The organism is Streptomyces sp. NPDC087310 (genome assembly GCF_044744405.1).
Classification (GTDB): Bacteria; Actinomycetota; Actinomycetes; order Streptomycetales; family Streptomycetaceae; genus Streptomyces.
In genome coordinates, this window is the sequence record NZ_JBIUYF010000002.1 from 1078097 (window position 1) to 1102055 (window position 23959).

General features: G+C 71.0%; 13 protein-coding genes and 1 tRNA gene. 3 read left to right on the forward strand and 11 right to left on the reverse strand.

Annotated elements, in window-relative coordinates; all coding sequences use genetic code 11:
- Positions 1–47 precede the first annotated feature (47 nt).
- Both ACIO3P_RS10390 and ACIO3P_RS10395 read left to right on the forward strand, forming a co-directional pair.
- Positions 48–4670 carry an ATP-dependent helicase gene (locus tag ACIO3P_RS10390; protein ID WP_401848107.1) on the forward strand — a complete coding sequence of 1541 codons (4623 nt, stop codon included), beginning with the start codon at positions 48–50 and terminating at the stop codon, positions 4668–4670.
- Positions 4671–4838: 168 nt separating this feature from the next.
- Positions 4839–5597, forward strand: a complete 759-nt coding sequence (locus tag ACIO3P_RS10395; protein ID WP_401848105.1) for an Fpg/Nei family DNA glycosylase — start codon at positions 4839–4841, stop codon at positions 5595–5597.
- On the opposite strand, the gene ACIO3P_RS10400 is transcribed toward ACIO3P_RS10395, so the two are convergent.
- From ACIO3P_RS10400 to ACIO3P_RS10445, 10 genes are all read right to left on the reverse strand, one after another.
- Positions 5558–5869 carry a hypothetical protein gene (locus tag ACIO3P_RS10400; protein WP_401848103.1) on the reverse strand — a complete coding sequence of 104 codons (312 nt, stop codon included), beginning with the start codon at positions 5867–5869 and terminating at the stop codon, positions 5558–5560. The genes ACIO3P_RS10395 and ACIO3P_RS10400 overlap by 40 nt on opposite strands.
- A gap of 105 nt (positions 5870–5974) precedes the next feature.
- A complete protein-coding gene (locus tag ACIO3P_RS10405) occupies positions 5975–6445 on the reverse strand; it encodes a DNA starvation/stationary phase protection protein (RefSeq protein ID WP_329822569.1) in 471 nt (156 codons plus the stop codon).
- A 211-nt stretch (positions 6446–6656) separates the two neighbouring features.
- Complete coding sequence (locus ACIO3P_RS10410; RefSeq protein ID WP_329822570.1) at positions 6657–7031, reverse strand: helix-turn-helix transcriptional regulator; 375 nt, start codon at positions 7029–7031, stop codon at positions 6657–6659.
- Between the two features lie 109 nt (positions 7032–7140).
- Complete coding sequence (locus ACIO3P_RS10415) at positions 7141–7674, reverse strand: CinA family protein (protein WP_401784895.1); 534 nt, start codon at positions 7672–7674, stop codon at positions 7141–7143.
- Positions 7671–8339, reverse strand: a complete 669-nt coding sequence (gene pgsA, locus ACIO3P_RS10420) for a CDP-diacylglycerol--glycerol-3-phosphate 3-phosphatidyltransferase (protein ID WP_329822572.1) — start codon at positions 8337–8339, stop codon at positions 7671–7673. The genes ACIO3P_RS10415 and pgsA overlap by 4 nt, the downstream gene beginning before the upstream one ends.
- Entirely contained in the window at positions 8336–9853 is a 1518-nt protein-coding gene (gene rimO / locus ACIO3P_RS10425; protein WP_401848102.1) for a 30S ribosomal protein S12 methylthiotransferase RimO, read from the reverse strand. Before rimO ends, pgsA begins: the two co-directional genes overlap by 4 nt.
- Positions 9854–9902: 49 nt before the next feature.
- On the reverse strand, positions 9903–10652 hold the full coding sequence (locus tag ACIO3P_RS10430; protein ID WP_329822585.1) for a helix-turn-helix domain-containing protein: 750 nt from the start codon (positions 10650–10652) through the stop codon (positions 9903–9905).
- A gap of 414 nt (positions 10653–11066) precedes the next feature.
- Positions 11067–13913, reverse strand: coding sequence for a DNA translocase FtsK (locus ACIO3P_RS10435; RefSeq protein WP_401848100.1), 2847 nt, complete (start codon positions 13911–13913; stop codon positions 11067–11069).
- 112 nt (positions 13914–14025) lie between these two features.
- Positions 14026–14694, reverse strand: a complete 669-nt coding sequence (locus tag ACIO3P_RS10440) for a response regulator (RefSeq protein WP_329822575.1) — start codon at positions 14692–14694, stop codon at positions 14026–14028.
- A 277-nt stretch (positions 14695–14971) separates the two neighbouring features.
- The gene (locus ACIO3P_RS10445) at positions 14972–20533 is read right to left on the reverse strand and encodes a HAMP domain-containing protein (protein ID WP_401784890.1); all 5562 of its coding nucleotides are present in this window, start codon (positions 20531–20533) and stop codon (positions 14972–14974) included.
- 399 nt (positions 20534–20932) lie between these two features.
- On the opposite strand from ACIO3P_RS10445, the gene ACIO3P_RS10450 reads away from it, so the two are divergent.
- Positions 20933–23557 carry a SpoIIE family protein phosphatase gene (locus tag ACIO3P_RS10450; protein WP_401848098.1) on the forward strand — a complete coding sequence of 875 codons (2625 nt, stop codon included), beginning with the start codon at positions 20933–20935 and terminating at the stop codon, positions 23555–23557.
- A gap of 62 nt (positions 23558–23619) precedes the next feature.
- On the opposite strand, the gene ACIO3P_RS10455 is transcribed toward ACIO3P_RS10450, so the two are convergent.
- Positions 23620–23692 (reverse strand) — tRNA-Thr (locus ACIO3P_RS10455).
- Positions 23693–23959: the final 267 nt, after the last annotated feature.

A 23959-nucleotide genomic window follows, 5' to 3' on the forward strand; every position in this document is an offset into this window, starting at 1 on the left:
TCCCCAGGTCCGGGCGATTGTCAGTGGGCGGGTGCACGATGGGTGGCATGGCACGTACCGCGCTCGATTCCTTCTCCCCCGCGACCCGCGGCTGGTTCACGGGGGCCTTCTCCGCGCCCACCGCGGCGCAGGAGGGTGCGTGGCGCGCCCTCCAGGAGGGGTCGGACGTGCTGGTGGTGGCGCCGACGGGCTCCGGCAAGACGCTGGCCGCCTTCCTCGCCGCGCTGGACCAGCTCGCCGCCTCGCCGCCGCCCGCCGAGGCGAAGAAGCGGTGCCGGGTGCTGTACGTATCACCGCTGAAGGCGCTCGCGGTCGACGTGGAGCGCAATCTGCGCAGCCCGCTCACGGGGATCCGGCAGGAGTCCGTACGGCGGGGGCTGCCCGAGCCGCAGGTGCGCGTCGGGATCCGCTCGGGCGACACCCCGCCCGCCGACCGCAGGTCGATGGCGACGAGGCCGCCGGACATCCTGATCACCACCCCCGAGTCGCTGTTCCTGATGCTCACGTCCTCCGCGCGGGACGCGCTCGCGGGCGTCGAGACGGTGATCCTGGACGAGGTGCACGCCGTGGCCGGGACGAAGCGCGGGGCCCACCTCGCCCTCTCCCTGGAGCGGCTCGACGAGCTGCTGCCGCGCCCGGCGCGCCGGATCGGCCTGTCCGCGACGGTGCGTCCGGTGGAGGAAGTGGCCCGCTATCTGTCGCCGCAGCGCCGGGTGGAGATCGTCCAGCCGCCCTCCGGCAAGGAGTTCGACCTCTCCGTCGTCGTCCCGGTCGAGGATCTGGGCGAGCTCGGTGGCTCCCCCGCCTCGGAGACGGAGAGCGGGGAGAAGCCGTCGATCTGGCCTCATGTGGAGGAGCGGATCGCCGATCTCGTCCAGGCCCACCGCTCCACGATCGTGTTCGCCAACTCCCGCCGCCTCGCCGAGCGGCTGTGCAACCGGCTCAACGAGATCGCGTACGAACGCGCGACGGGGCGGACGATGCCCGAGGAGCACTCCCCGGCCGAGGTGATGGCCCAGTCGGGCGCGGCCAAGGGCGCGCCTCCCCTGCTGGCCCGCGCGCATCACGGCTCGGTCTCCAAGGAGCAGCGCTCCCAGGTCGAGGAGGACCTCAAGGCGGGCCGGCTGCCCGCCGTCGTGGCCACCTCCAGTCTGGAGCTGGGCATCGACATGGGCGCCGTGGACCTGGTCGTCCAGGTCGAGTCGCCGCCCTCGGTCGCCTCCGGTCTCCAGCGGGTGGGCCGGGCCGGCCATCAGGTCGGCGCGGTCTCCACGGGCGTCGTCTTCCCGAAGTACCGCGGCGATCTGGTGCAGGCGGCGGTGGTCACGGAGCGGATGCGCGGCGGGTCCATCGAGGCGCTGCGCGTGCCCGCCAATCCGCTGGACGTGCTGGCCCAGCAGCTTGTCGCCATGGTCGCGCTGGACACCCGGCAGGTGGACGATCTGCTCGCGGTGGTCCGCAGGGCCGCGCCGTTCGCCGCCCTGCCCGACTCGGCGTTCCACGCCGTGCTGGACATGCTCGCCGGGCGCTACCCCTCCGACGCCTTCGCGGAGCTGCGGCCACGGGTGGTGTGGGACCGCGTCGCGGGTACGGTCACGGGCCGCCCGGGCGCCCAGCGGCTCGCCGTCACGTCCGGCGGGACGATCCCCGACCGCGGTCTCTTCGGGGTCTTCCTCGCCGGAGCCGACCCCAAGAAGGGCGGCGGCCGGGTCGGCGAGCTGGACGAGGAGATGGTGTACGAGTCCCGGGTGGGCGATGTCTTCACCCTGGGGACGACGTCCTGGCGGATCGAGGACATCACCCGGGACCGCGTCCTGGTCACCCCGGCCCCCGGCGCCCCGGGGCGGCTGCCCTTCTGGAAGGGCGACCAGCTCGGCCGCCCGCTGGAGCTGGGCCGCGCGGTCGGCGCGTTCCTGCGCGAGGTCGGCTCGCTCCCGGAGGACGACGCGCGACTGCGCCTGATGACGGCGGGCCTGGACGACTGGGCGGCCGGCAATCTGCTGTCGTACCTGGACGAGCAGCGCCGCGCCTGCGGGCACATCCCCGACGACCGGACGATCCTGGTCGAGCGGTTCCGTGACGAGCTGGGCGACTGGCGGGTGGTGATCCACTCCCCGTTCGGCGCCCAGGTGCACGCCCCGTGGGCGCTGGCCCTGGGGGCCAGGCTCTCCGAGCGCTACGGCATGGACGCGCAGGTCATGCACGCCGACGACGGCATCGTGCTGCGGCTTCCCGACGCCGATCTGATGGGCCTCGATCTCCTCGACGAGGAGCCGCCGGACCGGGCCGGTACCGCCTTCGACAGCGAGCAGGCCCCGCTGGGCGCCGCGGACGTCGCCTTCGACACGGGCGAGATCCGCGGCATCGTCACGGAACAGGTCGGCGGCTCCGCCCTGTTCGCCTCCCGGTTCCGGGAGTGCGCCGCGCGGGCGCTGCTGCTGCCGCGCCGCAGCCCCGGCAAGCGCACCCCGCTGTGGCAGCAGCGCCAGCGCGCCGCCCAGCTCCTCCAGGTGGCGAGCGAGTTCGGCTCGTTCCCCATCGTGCTGGAGGCGGTGCGGGAGTGCCTTCAGGACGTCTTCGACGTCCCCGGCCTCACCGAGCTGATGGGCGACATCGAGTCCCGCCGGGTCCGGCTCGTCGAGGTCACCACCCCCGAGCCCTCCCCTTTCGCCCGGTCGCTGCTCTTCGGCTACGTCGCCCAGTTCCTGTACGAGGGCGACTCGCCCCTCGCCGAGCGGCGGGCCGCCGCCCTCTCGCTGGACTCCCGGCTGCTCTCGGAGCTGCTGGGCCAGGCCGAGCTGCGGGAGCTGCTCGACCCCGAGGTCCTCACGGAGCTGGAGCGGGAGCTCCAGTGGCTGACGGAGGACCGGCGCGTCAAGGACGCCGAGGGCGTCGCCGACCTGCTGCGGATGCTCGGCCCGCTCACCGACGACGAGCTGGCCGAGCGCGGCGCACCGGTCTCCTGGGCGAAGGAGCTGGCCGCGGCCCGTCGCGCCATCAAGGTCCGTATCGCCGGGGCGGACCACTGGGCGGCGATCGAGGACGCCGGCCGGCTGCGGGACGCTCTGGGCACGGCGCTGCCGGTCGGTGTCCCCGAGGCGTTCACCGAACCGGTCAAGGACCCGCTGGGCGATCTGCTCGCCCGTCACGCCCGTACGCACGGCCCGTTCACCTCGTCCGCGGCGGCCGAGCGCTTCGGCCTCGGGACGGCGGTCACGGACGGCGCGCTCCAGCGTCTCGCCGCGAGCGCCCGGGTCGTCCAGGGCGAGTTCCATCCGTCCGGCATCGGTCAGGAGTGGTGCGACGCCACGGTGCTCCGCAGGCTGCGCCGCCGCTCCCTGGCCGCGCTGCGCCAGGAGCTGGAGCCGGTCGCGCCCGCCGCGCTCGCCACCTTCCTCCCCCAATGGCAGCATCTGGGCGGCGACAGCCTGCGCGGCATCGACGGGCTCGCCCGCGCCGTCGAGCAGGTGCAGGGCGCCCCCGTCCCGGCGTCCGCGCTGGAGAAGCTGATCCTGCCGTCCCGGGTCGCCGGCTACACCCCGGCGCTCCTGGACGAACTGACCACCACGGGCGAGGTCCTGTGGGCCGGGGCCGGCGCGCTGCCGGGCAAGGACGGCTGGGTCTCGCTCTATCTCGCCGACGCCGCCCCGCTGCTGCTCCCCGCCCCGCATCCGCTGGAGCAGACCGCTCTGCACGCGTCGGTGCTGACCACGCTCTCGGGTGGTTACGGACTGTTCTTCCGGCAGATCGCCGACCAGGTACGTGCCACCACCCACCCCGAGGCGACCGACCCCCAACTCGCCGACGCCGTCTGGGACCTGGCCTGGTCGGGGCGGCTCACCAACGACACGCTGGCCCCGCTGCGCTCGCTGCTCGGCTCCGGCCGTACGGCGGGCTCCACGGCCCACCGCGCGCGCCGCCCGGTGCCCCGCGGCCGGTACGGCACCCTCACGGCCGCGGCCAGACCCGCGTCCCGTACGGGCCCGCCGACGGTGAGCGGGCGCTGGTCGCTCCTTCCCGAGCCGGAGCCCGACCCCACGCACCGCGCCCACGCCCTGGCCCGCACCCTCCTCGACCGGCACGGTGTGGTGACCCGGGGTGCGGTCGCGGCCGAGGGCGTGGCGGGCGGCTTCTCCGCCACGTACCGCGTGCTGTCGGCCTTCGAGGACAGCGGCCAGGCCCGTCGCGGCTATGTCGTGGAGGGGCTGGGCGCCGCCCAGTTCGCGATGGACGGGGCGGTCGACCGGCTGCGGGCCGCGGCCACGGCCCGCGACCGCGCCTCCGAGCAGGCCGCGCCCCGTGCCGTGGTCCTCGCCGCGGCCGATCCCGCCAACGCCTACGGGGCCGCGCTGCCCTGGCCCGAGCCGCCGGACGGCGCGGGCCACAAACCGGGGCGCAAGGCCGGCTCCCTGGTCGTCCTGGTCGACGGTGAGCTGACCCTCTACATGGAGCGCGGCGGAAAGACCCTGCTGGCCTGGGTCACGGATCCGCAGGCCCCCGCGCTGACGGCCGCCGCCGGGGCGCTGGCGGACGCGGCCCGCGCGGGCGCGCTCGGTACGGTCACGGTCGAGCGGGCCAACGGCACACCGGCCCTGACGTCGCCGCTGGGCCGGGCCCTGGAATCGGCGGGCTTCCACGCCACCCCCCGAGGTCTGCGCCTGCGCGCCTGACCGGGCAGGGCCCACCCCGCGCCCCGCCCCGGGGGGCGGGTGCCCACCCCGGGACCCACCCGGGACTCATCGGGCCCGTCCCTGGACCTCTCTCCCTGCCCCACCCCGAGAACCACCGCCCGAACGCCCGCCAAGACCGTTCCCGCCCCGTCGCGCATCATGGGAGACATGCCCGAAGGAGACACCGTCCGGCAGACCGCCCGGCGCCTGCACACCGCCCTCGCCGGGCATGAGCTGATCCGCTCCGACCTGCGGGTCCCCCGGTACGCGACCGCCGATCTCACCGGCAGGACCGTCCTCGACGTCACTCCGCGCGGAAAGCACCTGCTCACCCGGATCGAGGGCGGACTCACCCTCCACTCGCATCTGCGGATGGACGGCGCGTGGAAGGTCTACGCCCCGGACGAGCGCTGGCGCGGCGGCCCGGCGCATCAGATACGGGCGATCCTCGGCACGGCCGGGCACACCGCCGTCGGCTACCGGCTGCCCGTCCTGGAACTCCTCCGTACCGGCGACGAGGACCGTGTGGTCGGCCATCTCGGCCCCGATCTGCTCGGCCCCGACTGGGACCCCGCCGTCGCCCTGCGGCGTCTGCTCTCCGACCCCGCCCGCCCCGTCGGGGAGGCCCTCCTCGACCAGCGCAATCTCGCCGGGATCGGCAACATCTTCAAGTCCGAGACCTGCTTCCTCGTCCGCGCGACCCCATGGCTACCGATCGGCGAACTCCCCTCACCCGAGCGTCTGGTGACGGCGGCCAAGAATCTACTCGAAGCCAACCGGGAGCGGCCCGGCAACCGCAGAAAGCTGTACGTCTACGACCGCGCCCACCGGCCCTGTCCCCGCTGCGGCACCCCGATCCGTACGGCCGACCAGGACGGACGCCCGGTCTACTGGTGCCCCCGCTGCCAGTCCGGTCCCACCCCGTGACGGTCCGCCGGTGCCCGCCCCTGCCGGCCCGCCCGCCCCCGCCTCCCCGCCCGGCCCCGCTTTCCCCGCGACGCGGCGGCGTGCACCGGCAGCAGGCTCAGCCCCCAGCCGCCCGCCGCCACCGCGCCCTCCACCACCCCGGTGTGCTCGGGCACCAGCACGAGCCGCAGCACGGCCCACCACCACACCCCGCCGAGGACGCCGAGAACACCGAGAACACCGACAACGACGGCGGGAGTGAAGGCGGGCGGAAGGATCCATCGGCGCGCCATGGCTGCCTCCTCCGGCCGACGTCACGGGATGCCGGCCGACGCTAGACCCGCACGATCACCGGCCGGGAGGGTGCATCGGCGCACACCCACGGCGTGCGCCGCGCGCTACGCGCTCTCCGCCTGGAACATCCACGCGTGCTTCTCGAGATCGGCCGTGACCTGGATCAGGATGTCCTGGGTCACCGGATCCGGCTTGTCGGTCACCGCGACGCGCTCACGCATCCGCGTGACCACCGCGCCGAGCGCGTCCACCAGGGTCCTTACCGCGTCCGTGTCCTTGATCCAGCCGTTGGGGACCGGGCCGATCGCGCTGGTCCCCGCCACCGTCGCGGCCCGCCCGTCGGGGGTCACGCCGATCGCCGAGGCCCGCTCCGCGACCGTGTCCGAGTGCTGCCGCGCCGTGGTCACGACCTCGTCGAGCTGGAGGTGTACGGAGCGGAAGCGCGGCCCGACGATGTTCCAGTGCACCTGTTTGGCGACGAGCGAGAGATCCACCAGATCCACGAGCGCGCCCTGCAGCGCCTCACCGACCAGCTTCAGGTCCTCCTCGGACAGGGAACTCTTCACGACAGACATACGGGCCCTCCAGTGTTCCGTCGACTCCACCGGCCCGACGGGCCTCACCGGCCTCATCGGGCTCCGTGTCCACCATGACACAGGAGGGACAAAACGGTCATCCGGGCCATCGACGGCCGCGCCCTGCAGCGGGCCATCGCTCCGGACATGCCGAGGCCCCGGCCGGTATCGCTACCGACCGGGGCCCGGTCACAGCCTCAAACCCGCGCCATCAGGCGGCGACGACGTCCGCGGGTGCCTTGATCGTCACTCGCTCCGTCGGCACTCCGGCCACCGACGTCACAGAGACAGAATTGAGCATGGGTCGTACTGGCGCGGGCACCGGCTCGTTCGCCGCCGCCGACGCGGCCAGCTCCGCCAACGACAGTTCGTCGCTCACTTCGCGCATGAGCTCGGACATCCGTACGTCAAGCGCGTCGCAGATCGCGGAGAGCAGTTCGGAGGAAGCCTCCTTCTGCCCCCGCTCAACCTCGGAAAGATAGCCGAGCGAGACTCGGGCGGACGAGGAGACTTCGCGCAGAGTACGGCCCTGGCGCTGGCGCTGCCGACGCAGCACGTCACCCAGCAGGCGACGGAGCAGAATCATCGGTGGCTCCCTCCTCGGACCGCGTAGCCGCATCCTTCACGCCCCACCGTACCGCCTTGCGCGGCGGCCGTGCGGGGAGCGATGTCGTGTTCACTCAGGGCTGTAAACATCAAATCCCCCCGTTCTCTTCCGTATCCTGTGTCCGCCCGTTCCCGGAGAGTTCGCCGAGGAGCAGTCCCAGTACGCTCCGTACACTCTCTTTACGGATGTCCGCCCGGTCGCCGTTCAATCGCAGCGTGGCCACTTTCCCGACGCCTTCCGGTCCCGCGACCGCCACGTACACCGTGCCGACCGGCTGTCCGTCCTGCGGCTCCGGGCCCGCCACCCCCGTCGTCGCGACGCCCCAGTCGGCGCGCAGTACGCCCCGTACCCCGGCCGCCATCTGCCGTGCGACCTCGGGGTCCACGGCGCCGCGCTCGTCGAGCAGGGCCCCGTCCACGCCCAGGACGTCCCGCTTGAGGTCCGTCGCATAGGCCGTCACGGCCCCGCGGAAGGCCCGGGAGGCGCCGGGGACGGCGGTCAGCTCCGCGGCCACCAGACCGCCGGTCAGGGACTCCGCCACGGCCAGCGTCCCGCCGCGGCCGGCCAGCAGCTCCAGCACCCGCGCGGCACGGTCCCCCGCCCCGGTCGCCGTATCGCTCACCGAGCGGATTCCTCCTCGGCGCGCTCCGCGGCCAGCCCCTGGCGTCGCAGGACGACCGCCTGCCGTACGTAGTCGAGCCCCGTGAGCACCGTCAGGACGACCGCCGCCGCCATCACCCAGAACCGCAGCGTGGCCAGCGGCCCGGTCAGCGCGAGGACGTACATCCCTACCGCGACCCCCTGCGTCAGCGTCTTCATCTTGCCGCCGCGGCTGGCCGGGATCACCCCGTGTCTGATCACCCAGAACCGCATCAGGGTGATCCCCAGCTCGCGGAAGAGGATGACGCCCGTCACCCACCACGGCAGATCGCCGAGCGCGGAGAGACAGAGCAGCGCGGCGCCCATGATCGCCTTGTCCGCGATCGGGTCGGCGATCTTGCCGAAGTCGGTGACCAGGTTGTACGTACGGGCCAGGTGGCCGTCGAAGATGTCCGTGATCATCGCCACGGCGAAGGCGGCCCACGCCCAGGCGCGCCAGACGGGGTCGTACCCGCCGTCCTGGAGCAGCAGGTACACGAAGCAGGGCACGAGCACGAGTCGCACCATGGTGAGGATGTTGGCGATGTTCCACAGACTGGCCTGATTGACCACCACCGCCGCCAGCTTGGCGCCGGGCGCCGGCTTCGCGCCGGTACCGCCCGCCGCGGACGCCGGGACTCCGGTCATCTGGCCGCCTCCTCACCCGGGATCCGTGAGTCGTCCCCCGGAAGCTCGTAGCACTCGGCGACCAGGTCCACGCCCTCGGTCCCGACCACCTTCGCCTCGACCATACGGCCGGGGCGCAGTCCCTCGCGCGAGGTGAAGATCACCTGGCCGTCCGTCTCCGGCGCCTGGTGGGCCGCGCGGCCCACGGCGGGCTCGTCGCCGTCGCCGTCCGGGTCGACCGATTCGACGAGCACCTGAAGGCTCTCGCCGAGCCGCTCCTCGGCCCGCTGCGCGGTCAGCTCCTCGGCCAGCCGGGAGAGGTGCGCCAGCCGCTCGGCGACGAGGTCGGCGTCCAGCTTGTCGCCGTACGTGGCGGCCTCGGTGCCGTCCTCGTCCGAGTAGCCGAAGACACCGATGGCGTCGAGGCGCGCGCCGGTGAGGAAGCGTTCCAGCTCCGCGAAGTCCGCCTCGCTCTCGCCGGGGAAGCCCACGATGAAGTTGGAGCGCACCCCGGCCTGCGGCGCCTTGCCCCGGATGGTCTCCAGCAGCTCCAGGAAGCGGTCGGTGTCGCCGAAGCGCCGCATCGCGCGCAGCACGTCGGGAGCGGAGTGCTGGAATGACAGGTCGAAGTACGGGGCGACCTTGGGCGTCGACGTCAGGACGTCGATCAGACCGGGCCGCATCTCGGCGGGCTGGAGGTAGCTGACCCGTACCCGCTCGATGCCGTCGACGGCCGCCAGCTCCGGCAGCAGGGTCTCCAGCAGCCGGATGTCGCCGAGGTCCTTGCCGTACGACGTGTTGTTCTCGGAGACCAGCATGACCTCCTTGACGCCCTGCTCGGCCAGCCAGCGCGTCTCGCCGAGCACGTCGGAGGGGCGGCGCGAGATGAAGGAGCCGCGGAACGACGGGATGGCGCAGAAGGAGCAGCGGCGGTCGCAGCCGGACGCGAGCTTGACGGAGGCGACGGGGCTGGTGTCGAGGCGTCTGCGCAGGGGCGCCCGCGGCCCGGAGGCCGGCGCGACCCCCTCGGGCAGGTCCTCGGGGGCGGGCACGATCTCCGCGACGCCCTGTGCGTGGCCGGGGAGCGCGACCTCGGCGCCCTGGCGCTCGACGGGGCTGAGGGGCAGCAGCTTGCGGCGGTCGCGGGGGGTGTGGGAGGCGTGGATGCCGCCGTTGAGGATGGTCTGGAGGCGGTCCGAGATGTCGGCGTAGTCGTCGAAGCCGAGGACTCCGTCCGCCTCGGGCAGGGCCTCGGCGAGCTCCTTGCCGTACCGCTCGGCCATGCAGCCGACGGCGACGACGGCCTGGGTTCTGCCCTGATCCTTCAGATCATTGGCTTCCAGCAGGGCGTCGACGGAGTCCTTCTTGGCGGCTTCGACGAATCCACAGGTGTTGACGACGGCGACATCCGCCCCTGAGGCGTCCTGGACGAGCTCCCAGCCATCCGCTGCCAAGCGGCCTGCGAGCTCCTCCGAGTCCACCTCGTTACGGGCGCAGCCAAGAGTGACAAGGGCGACGGTACGGCGTTCGGGCATGGGCTCAAGACTACTTTGTCCCGGCCCCGCCCTTACCGTGCAGGGTTGGTCAGCCGACCTCGGGGTCACCCTGCGTGTACGAGAGCCGCTCGACCTGGCCGGGCTCGAACTCGTCCGCGACCTTCTTACCGTTCACGAACAGCTCGATCGCACCGGCGTTGCCGAGGATCAGATCGATCTGCTCGTCATCCTGGAAGGTCTTGGAATCACCCTTGAGAAGGATTCCGTCGAAGAGAAGTTTGCCGTTGTGCGCCTTGGCGGAGATCCAGCTCTTGTCGTCTATGGCCGACAGCTTCACCGTCACCTTGTCGCGGGGCGCCGCGGCGATGGCGCTCTCGGAGGGTTCCGGCTTGGCGCCGGTCTTGGTGGGGCTGGGCTTGGTGTCGGGCGTCGGGCCCTCGGCGACCTCGTTGCTCTTCGCGTTCTTGTCCGTGCTGTCGAGCGCCGTGAAGCCGACGAATCCGACCACCGCGACGATCGCGGCGACCATGGCGGCGGTCCAGTTGGGCCGGCGGCGCTCCGGACGGATCCGCTCCGCCTCGAACATCGGCGCCGCGGGGGTGGGCGCGGGGCGTCCGCCGCGCTCGGCGTCGAACTGTTCGACGAGGGGTTCGGGGTCCAGTCCGACCGCCCGCGCGAGCATACGGATGTGACCGCGGGCGTACACGTCGCCGCCGCAGCGGGAGAAGTCGTCCTCCTCGATCGCGTGCACGATGGGGACGCGTACCCGGGTGGAGCCGCTCAGCTCCTCGACCGTACGGTGCGCGGCGATACGGGCCTGCTGGAGCGCCCGGCCGATCGAAGGCCGTTGGTCCTCAGGGGAGTTGCCGTCGGGAGCGCCGGGATCGGGGACGCGGTCGTCGGGGGCGTTGGCGTCGGGGGACTTGCCGTCGGAAGAGTTGCCGATGGACACGGGGGCGCCTTTCGAGCGTGTAGCCACCTGCTGGACACTCAGTCTAGGGGTGGTACGAAAGGGTGGGGCAACCGGGCGGATGCACTTTGTACGCCATCAGAAGGGCCGGACGGCGTGCGAGAGGAACATCATGCCTTTCCCCTCCCCAACTTGACGTCCGCCCAAGGGAAACGGTTGCCCTTCGGCTTCCCTCGAAATCAGATTGAAATCCCGGCGCGTCCGGGCGCGTCCGGGTGAGTTCCCGCGCGTCCGGACCAACCGGTGTGCTCGTCGTACGGGAACCGGGCGGTTCCGCGGGCCCTACGGAGCCGATTCCCCGCGGATGATGGCGAGGACCCCGTCCACCTCGTCCGCCTTGACCAGGACGTCGCGGGCCTTGGAGCCCTCGCTCGGTCCGACGATGTTCCGCGACTCCATCAGGTCCATCAGCCGGCCGGCCTTGGCGAAGCCGACGCGCAGCTTGCGCTGGAGCATCGAGGTCGAGCCGAACTGGGTGGAGACGACCAGTTCGACCGCCTGGCAGAGCAGGTCGAGATCGTCACCGATGTCCTCGTCGATGTCCTTCTTCTTCTGCGTCCCGACCACGACGTCGTCCCGGAAGACGGGGGCCATCTGGTCCTTGCAGTGCTGGACGACGGCCTGGATCTCCTCCTCCGTGACGAAGGCGCCCTGCATACGGGTCGGCTTGTTCGCCCCCATGGGGAGGAAGAGGCCGTCGCCCTTGCCGATCAGCTTCTCGGCGCCCGGCTGGTCGAGGATGACCCGGCTGTCGGCCAGCGAGGAGGTCGCGAAGGCGAGCCGCGACGGTACGTTCGCCTTGATCAGCCCGGTGACGACGTCGACCGAGGGCCGCTGGGTGGCGAGGACGAGGTGGATGCCGGCGGCCCGGGCGAGCTGGGTGATCCGGACGATGGCGTCCTCGACGTCACGCGGCGCGACCATCATCAGGTCGGCCAGCTCGTCCACGATGACCAGCAGATACGGATACGGCGACAGCTCGCGCTCGCTGCCTTCCGGCACCTTGACCGTTCCCGCGCGCACCGCCTTGTTGAAGTCGTCGATGTGCCGGAACCCGTAGGCGGCGAGGTCGTCGTAGCGCAGGTCCATCTCGCGGACGACCCACTGGAGCGCCTCGGCGGCCCGCTTGGGGTTGGTGATGATCGGTGTGATCAGGTGCGGAATGCCCTCGTACGCGGTCAGCTCGACCCGCTTGGGGTCGACGAGGACCATCCGGACGTCCTCCGGGGTCGCCCGCACCATCACCGAGGTGATCAGACAGTTGATGCAGGACGACTTGCCGGAGCCGGTGGCGCCCGCGACGAGCAGGTGCGGCATCTTCGCGAGGTTGGCCATCTCGTAGCCGCCCTCGACGTCCTTGCCGAGCGCGACGAGCATCGGGTGGTCGTCCTCGGCGGCGGCCGCGAGGCGCAGGACGTCGCCGAGGTTGACCATCTCGCGGTCGGTGTTCGGGATCTCGATGCCGACGGCGGACTTGCCGGGGATCGGCGAGATGATCCGTACGTCGGGGCTGGCGACGGCGTACGCGATGTTCTTGGTGAGCGCGGTGATCCGCTCGACCTTCACGGCCGGGCCCAGCTCCACCTCGTACCGCGTGACCGTCGGGCCGCGGGTGAAGCCGGTGACGGCCGCGTCGACCTTGAACTCCTGGAAGACGTTGGTGAGCGAGGCGACGACGGCGTCGTTGGCGGCGCTGCGCGTCTTGCCGGGGCCGCCGCGCTCCAGCAGGTCCAGCGAGGGCAGCGCGTACGTGATGTCCCCGCGAAGCTGGAGCTGCTCGGCGCGCGGCGGCAGCGGCCTGTCCAGCTCGGGCGCGGGCTTGGTCAGATCGGCGACGGCCGCGACGCCCGGCGTCCGCCTCCCGGCCTCGCGCGCCGCCGGTACGGCCGCGGGGCTCTCCTCCGCGGCGTCCGCGCGCTCCCCGGGACGGGTCGCGGGCCGCTCGTGTTCGCCCGCGCGCTCCCCGGGGCGCCGCTTACGGTCCACGGAGACGCCCTGCGTGAGGTCGGCGACGATCGGCGAGGGCGGCATCCCGTTGAGTACGGCGCCGTCCAGCGCCGCCGCCGCGGCGGCGGCCACGTCCACGGCGTCCATCCCCCGGTCCGCGGCCGGCTGCGCGGAGGGCCGGCGCGGCCTGCGCCGCTTGGAGAGCGCCTCCGCCTCGGCCTGGTCGGGGTCGTACTCCCCCGCCGCGCCCCGGCGCCCGGCGGAGCGCCGCCGGCCGGAGGGCAGCGCCTCGCGCCACTGGTCGTCGTACCGTTCGTCGTCGCCGTGGTACCCGTCGTACTCGCTGTCGAAGGGCTCCGCCTCGTAGGGCGGTTCGACGATGCCCAGCTTGACGCCGAGCAGCCGCAGGCGCCGCGGGATCGCGTTGACGGGGGTGGCGGTGACGACCAGCAGTCCGAAGACGGTCACCAGCAGGAGCAGCGGGACGGCCAGGACCTCGCCCGTGGTGAAGATCAGCGGGGTGGCGGAGGCCCAGCCGATCAGGCCGCCCGCGTCGTGCATCGCCTCCGTGCCGTCGCTGCGCGCGGGGGAGCCGCAGGCGATGTGGACGAGTCCGAGCACGCCGATGACGAGGGCGGAGAGCCCGATGACGATCCGGCCGTTGGCCTCGGGCTTCTCGGGGTAGAGGATCAGCCGGACGGCGATGGCGCCGAGCAGTATCGGTACGAGGAGATCGAGCCGGCCGAAGGCGCCGGTGATCAGCATCTCGACCAGGTCGCCGACGGGACCGTGCAGATTGGACCAGGTGCCGGCCGCGACGACCAGGGCCAGGCCGAGCAGGAGCAGGGCGACGCCGTCCTTGCGGTGGGCGGGGTCGAGCCCCTTCGCGCCGCGTCCTATGCCGCGGAGCATCGCTCCGAGGCCGTGCGCGGCGCCGAGCCAGACGGTGCGGACGACCCAGAACACGCCCCCGGTGGGGTTCGGGGCGGGCTTGGGGGCCGGTCTGGCCGCCGCCTTCTTGGCGGGGGCCTTCTTGGCCGGTGCTTTCTTCGCGGGGGCGGTCTTCTTCGCCGCCGTCTTCTTGGCGGGCGCCGCTTTCGCGGCACCGGTCGTACGGCCGGCCCGCGGCTTCGCGGCGCCCGCCGTGCCCTGGGAACCCTTGCCGGACGTACGTGAGGCCATGGTGGTGAGGTTACCGGTGTGAACGGCCGGGGACACGTGTGCCTTCCGCTTCACCCGTTCGTGTCGCCCACAACTCCGCAGGAAAATGGACCCGCTTCGGCGGCGAGGAACGTCAGTTCTGCGACGGGAGCGAGGCTGAGCCGCTCCCCGTGCCCGGCTCCAGCGCGTCGAGCGCCCGCCGCAGCCCGGTGAGTTTGCGCTCCAGGTGCGCGGCGGTCGCCACGGCCGAGGCGTCGGCCGCGTCGTCGTCGAGCTGCTTGGAGAGGGCTTCGGCCTGCTCCTCAACTGCCGCGAGCCGCGCGGAGAGTTCGGCCAGCAGCCCGGCGGGCTCACGCGCCTCGCCCGCTCCGGCGAGCTGCAGTCTGAGCAGTTCGGCCTGCTCCTTGAGCTGACAGTTCTTCATGTACAGCTCGACGAAGACGGAGACCTTGGCGCGGAGCACCCACGGGTCGAACGGCTTCGAGATGTAGTCCACCGCGCCCGCCGCGTAACCGCGGAAGGTGTGGTGCGGGCCATGGTTGATGGCCGTGAGAAAGATGATCGGAATGTCGCGGGTCCGCTCACGCCGCTTGATGTGGGCGGCGGTCTCGAACCCGTCCATCCCCGGCATCTGGACATCCAGCAGAATGACCGCGAAGTCGTCCGTCAACAGCGCTTTGAGCGCTTCCTCCCCTGACGATGCCCGTACCAGCGTCTGATCGAGCGCGGAGAGAATCGCCTCCAACGCCAGCAGATTCTCCGGCCTGTCATCGACCAGGAGGATCTTGGCCTTCTGCACCATGGCCGCCCGCCCTCCTCGCCCCGGCATGGGGCGCCCCCTGCTCACGGACCCGGGAGATGCACCGGGCGCCGTCCCAGGGGACGACTCCCTTACGCCGTCCGTCCTTGTGCCGGTCATGGTAGCCGCACCCCGCCCGTCGCCACACCCTGTCACCGTGATGTCACTGCGCTCGAAGCAGAAACGCGGCGGGAGACCAGAAGGTTCCCCGAATATCAGCGGCTCACACGCCCCCGAACACAGCCGGTCGGCACACCGTACCGATTCATTCGCTCCTCGCTCACTCCTCGCGCATCCACTGCTCCATCACGGACAGCAAGTGATCGGGGTCGACCGGCTTGGTGACATAGTCGGAAGCTCCGGAGTCGATGGCCTTCTCCCGGTCGCCCTTCATGGCCTTCGCCGTCAGCGCGATGATGGGCAGCCCCGCGAACTGCGGCATCCTGCGGATCGCCGTCGTCGTCGCGTAACCGTCCATCTCCGGCATCATGATGTCCATCAGGACGACCGTCACGTCGTCGTGCTGCTCCAGCACTTCGATGCCCTCACGGCCGTTCTCCGCGTACAGCACCGACAGACCGTGCTGCTCCAGCACGCTCGTCAGGGCGAAGACATTGCGGATGTCGTCGTCGACGATGAGCACCTTCTCGCCGGAGAAGGAGAACGTACGGCTCTCCGCCGGAGCCTCGGAAGCCTCCTGACGGCCTGTGGAGGCCGCACCCGCCCCCCAGAACTCCCGCTGCCCCGAGGGTCCGCCGACCCTACCGGTCCCCGCAGGCGCCCCTCCAGAGGCCCCTGAGGGCCCACTCGCGGCGCCCGTGGTCTCCCCGGGCTGCGGCGAACCGCCCTCCGGCGCGCCCGCGTTCTTGCGGCGGCGGCGGAACAGCGCCGCAGGACCGGGCAGCTCGGCGGGCGTCGACGCCTCCAGCCGCGCCTGTCCCAGCGACTCCCCCGTACCGTCGTTCGCCAGCGGCGGCAGTTGCTGCATGCCGGCGGGCGTGAGCTGCGGATAGCCCTGCGGAGGCAGTTCGCTCGGGTGGAGCGGCAGATACAGCGTGAAGGTCGAGCCACGGCCCGGCTCGCTCGCCGCGTGGATCTCACCGCCCAGCAGCCGCGCGATCTCCCGGCTGATGGAGAGCCCGAGCCCCGTACCGCCGTACTTCCTGCTCGTCGTGCCGTCCGCCTGCTTGAACGCCTCGAAGATCACCCGCATCTTGCTCGACGCGATCCCGATCCCCGTGTCCGTCACCGAGAAGGCGATCAGATCGCCGTCCGCCTCGCGCAGCGAACCGGCCTCCAGCAACTGCTCCCTGATGGCGTTCGGTACATCGGAGCCCGCCGGCCGGATCACCAGCTCCACCGCACCGCCGTCGGTGAACTTCACCGCGTTCGACAGCAGATTGCGCAGCACCTGCAGCAGCCGCTGCTCGTCGGTGTGCAGCGTCGCGGGCAGCTCCGGCGACACCCGTACGGAGAAGTCGAGCCCCTTCTCCGCCGTCAGCGGCCGGAACGTCGCCTCCACGTAGTCGACGAGCTGCACCAGCGCGATACGGGTCGGACTCACGTCCATCTTGCCCGCCTCGACCTTCGACAGGTCGAGGATGTCGTTGATGAGCTGGAGCAGGTCGGAGCCCGCCCCGTGGATCGTCTCGGCGAACTCCACCTGCTTCGGCGAGAGGTTGGACTCCGCGTTGTCCGCGAGCAGCTTGGCGAGGATGAGCAGCGAGTTGAGCGGCGTACGCAGCTCGTGCGACATGTTCGCCAGGAACTCCGACTTGTAGCGCATGGAGACGGCGAGCTGCTCGGCCCGCTCCTCCAGCACCTGCCGCGCCTCCTCGATCTCGGTGTTCTTCACCTCGATGTCGCGGTTCTGCTGCGCCAGCAGCTCGGCCTTGTCCTCCAGCTCCGCGTTGGACTCCTGAAGGGCCTTCTGCCGGTTCTCCAGCTCCGCCGAGCGCTCCCTGAGCTGTTCGGTCAGCTCCTGCGACTGCTTCAGCAGCACCTCGGTCTTCGAGTTGACGCTGATCGTGTTGACGCTCGTCGCGATCATCTCGGCGATCTGGTTGAGGAAGTCCCGCTGGATCTGCGTGAACGGCTGGAACGACGCCAGTTCGATCACCCCGAGAACCTTGCCCTCGAAGAGCACCGGCAGCACGATCACATGCGCCGGGGACGCCTCCCCGAGCCCGGACGAGATCTTCAGGTACCCCGGCGGCACATTGACCTGGATGGTGCGCTTCTCCTCCGCCGCCGTCCCGATCAGGGTCTCGCCGGGGCGGAACGCGGTGGGCATGGAGCCCGCCGAGTAGCCGTAACTGCCGCGCATGCACAGTTCGTACGAACCGTCGCGGCCCACGTCCGTGCCGAGCTGCGGCACCGTACCGGTCTGCATCGCCAGGAAGAACGCGCCGTGCTGCGCCGAGACGACCGGCGTCAACTCGCTCATGATGAGCGACGCCACGTCCTCGAGATCGCGGCGGCCCTGCATCAGCCCGGAGATCCGGGCGAGGTTGCCCTTCAGCCAGTCCTGTTCCTCGTTGGCGAGGGTGGTGTCCCGCAGATTGGCGATCATCGTATTGATGTTGTCCTGGAGGACCTGGATCTCGCCCGCCGCGTCCACATCGATCTTGAGGTTCAGATCGCCGCGGGTCACCGCGGTGGCGACGGCGGCGATCGCCCGCACCTGGCGGGTCAGGTTGCCGGCCATCTCGTTGACCGACTCCGTCAGGTCACGCCAGGTGCCGTCGACGTCCCGTACCCGCGCCTGACCGCCGAGCTGACCGTCCGTACCCACCTCACGGGCGACCCGGGTCACCTCCTGTGCGAAGGAGGAGAGCTGGTCGACCATGGTGTTGATGGTGTTCTTCAGTTCCTGGATCTCACCGCGCGCGTCGATGTCGATCTTCTTGGTGAGATCGCCCTTCGCGATGGCGGTGGTGACCGTGGCGATCTGGCGCACCTGGCCCGTCAGGTTGGACGCCATCGAGTTCACCGACTCGGTGAGGTCCTTCCAGGTGCCGGAGACACCGGGAACCCGGGCCTGACCGCCCAGTTCGCCCTCGGTGCCCACCTCGCGCGCCACACGCGTGACCTCGTCGGCGAAGGACGACAGCGTCGTCACCATCGTGTTGACGGTGTCGGCCAGCTCCGCGACCTCGCCGCGCGCCTCCACCGTCACCTTCTTGGTCAGATCGCCGTTGGCGACCGCCGACGAGACCCGCGAGATGTTCCGCACCTGACTCGTCAGGTTGTTGGCCATGGTGTTGACGTTGTCGCTGAGGTCCTTCCAGATCCCGGTGACACCACGGACCCGGGCCTGCCCGCCGAGGATGCCCTCCGTACCCACCTCACGGGCGACGCGCGTCACCTCGTCGGCGAAGTTCAGAAGCTGGTCGACCATCGTGTTGACCGTCGTCACCAGATCGAGGATCTCGCCCCGCGCGTCGACCGTGATCTTCTTCGACAGATCGCCCTTGGCGACAGCGGTGGTCACCTCGGCGATGTTGCGCACCTGGGAAGTGAGGTTGTTCGCCATGAAGTTGACGGACTGGGTGAGGTCCTTCCACGTACCGGACACCCCCTGGACCTCGGCCTGACCGCCCAGGATCCCCTCCGTACCCACCTCGCGGGCCACCCGCGTCACCTGCTCGGCGAAGTTGGAGAGCTGGTCCACCATCGTGTTGAGGGTGTTCTTCAGCTCCAGGATCTCGCCGCGCGCGTCCACATCGATCTTCTGCGACAGGTCACCACGCGCCACCGCCGTGGCGACACCCGCGATGTTGCGGACCTGCGCCGTCAGGTTCCCCGCCATGCCGTTCACGGAGTCCGTCAGGTCCCGCCAGACGCCGGCCACGCCGGGCACCTGCGCCTGACCGCCCAGCCGTCCGTCCGTACCCACCTCACGCGCGACCCTGGTCACCTGGTCGGCGAAGGCGGAGAGCTGGTCGACCATCGTGTTGATCGTGTTCTTCAGCTCCAGGATCTCGCCCCGGGCGTCCACATCGATCTTCTGCGACAGATCGCCGCGCGCCACCGCCGTGGTCACCTGGGCGATCTGCCGTACCTGATCGGTCAGATTCCCGGCCATGGAGTTGACGGAGTCGGTCAGCTCCTTCCACGTACCACTGACGCCGTCCACCCGCGCCTGACCGCCGAGGCGGCCCTCCGTACCCACGTCGCGGGCCATCACCGTGACCTGATCGGCGAACGAGGAGAGCTGCGCCACCATCGTGTTGACGGTGTTCTTCAACTCCAGCATCTCGCCGGCCACATTGACCGTGACCTTCTGTGTCAGGTCCCCATTGGCGACCGCTGTCGTCACCTGCGCGATGTCCCTCACCTGACCGGTGAGGTTACGGAACGCCGTGTTGACGGAGTCGGTGAGGTCCTTCCACGTACCCGCCGCGCCGGGCACCTCGGCCTGGCCCCCGAGCCGGCCCTCCACGCCGACCTCCCGGGCGACGCGCGTCACCTCGGAGCCGAACGACTTCAACTGCCCCACCATCGTGTTGACGGTGTTCTTCAACTCCAGCATCTCGCCCGCGACATCCACGGTGACCTTCTGGGACAGATCGCCGTTCGCGACCGCCGTCGTCACCTGCGCGATGTCCCTCACCTGGGTGGTCAGGTTGCGGAAGACCGTGTTGACGGAGTCCGTCAGGTCCTTCCACGTCCCCGCCGCGCCCGGCACCTGCGCCTGGCCGCCCAGCAGCCCCTCGGCGCCGACCTCGCTCGCCACCCGGGTCACTTCGTCCGCGAAGGTACGGAGCGTCTCGGTCATCTGGTTGATCGTCTCGGCGAGCTGGGCCACCTCGCCGCGCGCGCTCACCGTGACCTTCTGGGACAGGTCCCCGCTGGCGACGGCGGTGGTGACCTCGGCGATGCCCCGCACCTGGTTGGTCAGGTTCCCGGCCATCGTGTTCACCGAATCGGTGAGGTCCTTCCACACCCCGGCCACCCCGGGCACGGTCGCCTGACCGCCCAGCTCCCCCTCCGTACCGACCTCCCGGGCCACCCGCGTGACCTCGGAGGAGAACGAAGAGAGCTGGTCCACCATCGTGTTGACGGTGTTCTTGAGCTGAAGCATCTCGCCGGCCACATGGACCGTCACCTTGCGCGAGAGATCACCCTTGGCGACCGCCGTGGTGACCAGCGCGATGTCCCGCACCTGGGCGGTGAGCCGGTACGCCATGGTGTTGACGGAGTCCGTCAGGTCCTTCCAGGAACCCGACATGCCGCGCACCTTGGCCTGACCGCCGAGCTTGCCCTCCGTACCGACCTCCAGCGCCACGCGCGTCACCTCGTCGGTGAACGCCGAGAGCTGGTCGACCAGGTTGTTGACGGTACGGGCCACCTTCAGGAACTCGCCCCGCAGCGGACGCTCCGCTCCCTCCACGGAGTGGGAGCGCAGATCCATGCGCTGCTCCAGGTCGCCCTCGGCGACCGCGGAGAGCACCCGGCCGACCTCGGAGACGGGCCGGGCCAGATCGTCCACCAGCGCGTTCGACGCGTCGATCGCGGCGGCCCAGGAGCCCTCGCAGGCACCGGTCTCCAGCCGCTCCGTGAGCTTCCCCTCGCGCCCGACCATGCGGCGTACGCGGGCCAGCTCCCCGGTGAGGTGGATGTTGCGGTCGGCGACCTCGTTGAAGACGGCGGCGATCTCCGTCATCACATCGTCCCCGGAGACCGTCAGGCGTTTACGGAAGTTGCCGTCCCGCATCGACACCAAGGCCGTCAGCAGTCTGTTCAGCTCCGCCGCGTCCACCTCGATGGTCCCGTTGCCGCGGGCCCGTCCGCCTTTCGCGCGCGTGCTCGTGCCACGCGCCGCCGTGCCAGACTCCACCGTGTCCCTCCCGCAGGGGTTGACCGTACTGCCCGAGCTGTCCCCGAAAGCCTGCCCAGTGTTTCACTGCGGCTCACCGCCGCGACCAACCCTTGAGGCGTTACGGCGCGAGCGTCAAATCGTTGAAGCCTACAAGGGCAGGACCGCCCTTGCCGCACAGCCGCCCTCAAGGTCACTCGAAGTCCTTAAAGGTCACGCGACGTCCTTACCGGCCACGCATCCCACCGCACGGCCTCCGCCACCGTCCCCGCACCGACGGGGCGGACGTGGCCGCCGGACCATAGCAGCTCCACCGAGTCGGGACTCCGTCACACGGGGCACAGGACGACCGTCTAGCCTGGCAAGCGAATCGAAGCGACAAGAAACGGGCACAGGACTCTGGGGAGAGACGAAACACCAATGGGGAGTGCTGTGATCACCGCGCGTGCGGCTGCCACCTTCGATCCGGTAGGGCGGTCCGTCGCGACCGCCCGTGCCTTTGTCCGCGACACGCTCCAGGGGTGGGGTTATGCGGATGTCGTGGACGACGCGGTCGTTCTCACCAGCGAGCTGGTCACCAACGCCGTCATCCATGCCGGCACGTCCGCCGATGTTCTGTGCCTCCGTACGGAGCAGGGCGTCCGTGTCGAGGTCGCCGACCGCTATCCCGAGCGCGAGGTCCCCATCCAGGGCAGCTCGCGCGCCTTCGCCAACGCGGACCAGGAGAACGGCAGGGGACTGCTGCTCTGCGCCGCCCTCGCGTCGCGCTGGGGCGTCGAGTACTCACCCACCTTCAAACAGGTGTGGTTCCAGCTCGAACTGCCGCAGCGCCCCGTGGGCACCCGCTCCGCGGGCCCCGTCCTGCCCACCGAGCTGCTCCCGGTGGCCGACGAGCGGGTACGGGTCGCCGTCATCCAGATCGACCGCACGGGCGCCGTCACCAACTGGAACGAGGACGCCGAGCACATCTTCGGATACGCGGACGAGCAGGTCATCGGCAAACCGCTCGCCGACATCGCCGCCTGGCCCCACACCCCGGGCATCGGCACGGGCATCGTCGAAGCGCTCCAACTCTCGCGCTGGGAGGGCAGTTACGGCATCCGGGCCGCGGACGGCCGCGTCATCGCCGTCTACGCCTCCCACCTCCGCGTCCGCGACACCCTCGGCGAGCCGTCCACGGTCTGCCTTCTCGTACGCGACCACGAACGCGCCGTGATCCAGACGCCGCTGCGCGCCCCGGCGACCGAAGCGGGTGCCGAGAGCCGCATCGTGGACCCCTTCGAGGTGTTCATCGGCTCCCCCGCGCCCGACGATCTCGACGGACTCCTCCAGCGCACGGTGGAGCGCGCCCGCGACATGCTGGACGGCGACTCGGCCTTCCTCCTCCTCGCCACGGACGACGAGACGGAGCTGGAGGTACGGGCCTCCACCGGCCTCCCCTCCGCCCGCCAGCGCTTCGCCCGCGTCCCGGTGGAGGCCGGTGCGGGGCGCTTCGGCTCAGCGCGGATGCCGGCCGTACACGAGGACCTCACCGCGGTCCCGGGCGCCGTCCCGCTCCTCAACGGCACGGGGATGCGCTCGGTCGTCACGGTCCCGCTCAAGGTCGAGGGCCGGCTCACCGGCTCCCTGGGCGTCGCCGCGGAGGGCGCCGGACGCTACACCAACGAGGAGGCCCTGCGCCTCCAGTTCGCCGCGGACCGGATCGCCCTGGCCGTCGAATCGGCCCGCCTGGGCGAGCTGGAACGCCTGCGACGCGGCTCGCTCTCCTTCCTCGTCGAGGCGTCGGACCTGCTCGCGGGCACGCTGGACCGGGACCAGACGCTGGCGCTGATGGCCCAGATGACCGTTCCCACGCTCGCCACCTGGTGCGCCGTCTACACGATCGCCGACCAGGCATCCGACCCATACCTCTCGTACGTGCTCCACGAGGACGAGGACCGCATCGACGGCCTCAAGGCCCTGCTCTCCAAGATCGCCCCACCGGACCCGGTACCCACCCCGGGCGCCCGGATCTGGACCGCCCCGGCGGAAGCCGCCCACGAGGCGGCGCTGCGTACCTCCATGCGTGACATGGGCAGAAACAGCCCGCCGCTCTCCCTGGGGATCGGCACCACGCTGGCGACGGCGGCGGCCGTGGGCGGCGAGACCGTCGTCCTGCCGCTGGTGGCCCGCAACCGCGTCATCGGCATGCTGACGCTGGGCAAGCCCTCGGACGACCACTTCCGCCAGGAGATCCTGGAACTGGCCGAGGACCTCTCCCGCCGAGCGGCCCTGGCACTCGACAACGCCCGCCTCTACTCGGAGCGCACGGCCATCAGCCAGGCCCTCCAGCGCAGCCTGCTGCCGCCGGGGCTCCCGCAGGTCCCCGGCGTCGAGGTGGAGGTCATCTACCGCGCGGCGGGCGAGGGCAACGAGGTCGGAGGCGACTTCTACGACCTGTTCCCCATCCGGGACGGTGCCTACGGCTTCGCCATCGGCGACGTCTGCGGTACGGGCCCGGAGGCGGCGGCCGTGACCGGCCTGGCCCGCCACGCGCTGCGCCTGCTGGCCCGCGAGGGCTTCGGCGGCCCCGCGGTGCTGGAGCGGCTGAACGCGGCGATCCTCGACGAGGGTGCCCGCAGCCGGTTCCTGACGCTGCTCTACGGCGAGCTCTGGCCGCAGGAGGATGGCAGCGCGATCCTCAAGGTCGTCTGTGCCGGCCACCCCCTGCCGCTGCGCCTGCGTCAGGACGGCACGGTCGAACCGGCGGCGGAACCGCAGCCGTTGCTCGGGGTCATGGAGGACCTGGAGCTGTACGAGCAGATGGTCACCCTGGACCCGGGAGACGTCCTGCTCTGCGTCACCGACGGCGTCACGGAGCGCAGAGAAGGAACGCGCATGCTGGGCGACGACGGCCTCGCCGACGTCCTCACGACGTGTACGGGCCTCACGGCCGGCGCGGTCGCCGCACGCGTCCTGCGTGCGGTCGAACGCTTCGCCGCCGAGCCGGCCTCGGACGACATGGCCATCCTCGCGATGCGCGTCCCGGAGCCACACACCACCTAGGAGCCACGCACCGGCTCAGCAAAAAGGCCCCCGCCGAATGGCGGGGGCCTTTCCTTTACCTGAGCCCCAATACGGAATCGAACCGTAGACCTTCTCCTTACCATGGAGACGCTCTACCGACTGAGCTATTGGGGCGAGCAACGAGATAAAGCATACCCGATGATCAGAGGTGCGCAAGACCATCCGGAAGCGACCGGAAGCGCCCTCGCCTTCACAGGACGGCCCCGTCCCACAGGAACGGGTACGAGTACAAGTACGGATACGAGTACGGAAACGGGTCTGGAACGCAGAAATGCCCCGCACCAGAAGGTGCGGGGCATTCCCGTCAATGATTGTTCGGCGGCGTCCTACTCTCCCACAGGGTCCCCCCTGCAGTACCATCGGCGCTGTGAGGCTTAGCTT